Raw genomic sequence first — 1,726 nt, forward strand, 5'->3', positions numbered from 1 at the left:
CGGTGCGGGCCCGGCCGGGACCGCCAGCGGTGCGGTGCGGCCAGGACCCGCCGGGGTGTTGTCCGGTCCGTGCCGGACCGGTCCTGCCATGGCCGCGCGGAAGTCCAGGGCGCGGTCGCTTAGCGTGGTGCGGATATGGCGCAGCTCGCCCAGCAGGTCCTCGGCACTGTGCGGCCGCTGCTCCGGATCCCGGGCCGTGCACCACTGGACCAGCTCGTCCAGATCCGGTGCCAGCCCGGGGACCAGGCTCGAGGGCCGGGGGACCGTCGAGTTGACGTGCTGGTAGGCGATTTGGATCGGGGACTCCCCGGTGAACGGCTGGCGGCCGGTCAACATTTCGAAGAGCATGATGCCCACGGAATAGATGTCGCTGCGGGCATCGGCAGCGCCGTTGGCTACCAGTTCCGGGGCGATGTAGGCGACGGTGCCGATCAGCGTGGCGGTGCTGGAACTGGCGGCGGAGGCGCGGGCCAGGCCGAAGTCGCCGATCTTGATCCGGCCGTCCGAGGACATGAGCACGTTTTCCGGCTTGACGTCCCGGTGGATCAGTCCGGCGCGGTGGGCGGCGGAGAGCCCTTCCACCACCGGGTCCAGCAGGGCCAGGGCCAGCCGCGGGGTCAGCGCCCCCTTTTCGTTGAGCGTGTCCCGCAGGGTGTGGCCGGGAACGTACTCCATGGCCAGGTAGGCCACATCGCCGTCATGGCCCTGGTCGAGGACTCCGACCACGTGCGGATGCGAAAGCCGCGCCGCGGACTTGGCCTCGCGCTCGAAGCGCTCGAGGAAGAAGCGGTCCGCGGCCAGGTGAGGGTACAGGATCTTCAAGGCCACCGGCCGGTCCAACCGGGTGTCGGTGGCCAGGTAGACACTGGACATGCCGCCGCGTGCCAGCCGCGACTCGACCCGGTAGCGTCCGTCCACGATGACGCCGACCAGCGGATCCGCTACATGTTCCTGCACTCTTCGATACTAAGCCGTCCGGGGCCTAGCCGAAGTTCTTCATGTGGGCCTTCACAGCCTTCACATAGGCCTTGGTGTCCGCGAACATGCCGTGGGTGGTCACCGAGTACTGGCCCTGGTAGTAGGACCCAATGGCGATGTCGAGGGTGTCGCTGGTGCGCACCAGCGACCGGATGATGGCGACGCCGGCGGTGGCATTGTCGTAGGGGTCCAGCAGGTTCAGCTTGCGGCCTACCAGTTCCGAGGCCCAGACCCCCGAGGACGGGATGACCTGCATGGTGCCGATGGCGTTGGCGGGGGAGACGGCGGTCTGCTGGAAGCCCGACTCCTGGTAGGCAAATGCCAGGGCCAGGGCGGGATCCACGCCCATCGCCACCGCGGTGTCCCGGACGATCTGCTGCATCTGGGCCGGACTGGGCTGCGGGGTGGACAGCAGCAGGGCCTTGTTTTTGTTCGCGTCCGCAACCACTTCATCCGGGTAGGTGTAGTGCAGGAAGGTGTTCGGCACCAGGGGCTCGATCGTGGCGGAGGAGACGTCCGTCGTCGCGCCCGTGGCGGTGCCGCTGACCTTCAGCTTCTGGCCGGGGTAGATGGTCGAGGAGGTGCTGAGGCCGTTGGCGGCGAGCAGCTTGCTCAGGCCCATGCCGAGCCGTTCGGCGATGCCCGAGAGGGTGTCTCCGGCCTGCACGGTGTAGCTGGAGCCATAGCTGGAACCGGAATTGGAACCGGTGGCCGTGGTCCTGCCGGCGGCCGTGGTGGCGGCACCGGT

At 68.5% G+C, this 1,726-nt stretch carries 2 protein-coding genes; both read right to left on the minus strand.

Annotated features, from left to right (window positions below; genetic code table 11):
* A partial coding sequence (locus ACFQ36_RS11865; RefSeq protein WP_377013854.1) for a protein kinase occupies positions 1-957 on the minus strand: 957 nt, incomplete at its 3' end.
* A gap of 25 nt (positions 958-982) precedes the next feature.
* The coding region (locus ACFQ36_RS11870) for a transglycosylase SLT domain-containing protein (RefSeq protein ID WP_377013856.1) at positions 983-1,726 on the minus strand (744 nt) is incomplete at its 5' end.

It is taken from the genome of Arthrobacter sp. GCM10027362 (assembly GCF_042679445.1).
GTDB lineage: Bacteria > Actinomycetota > Actinomycetes > Actinomycetales > Micrococcaceae > Crystallibacter.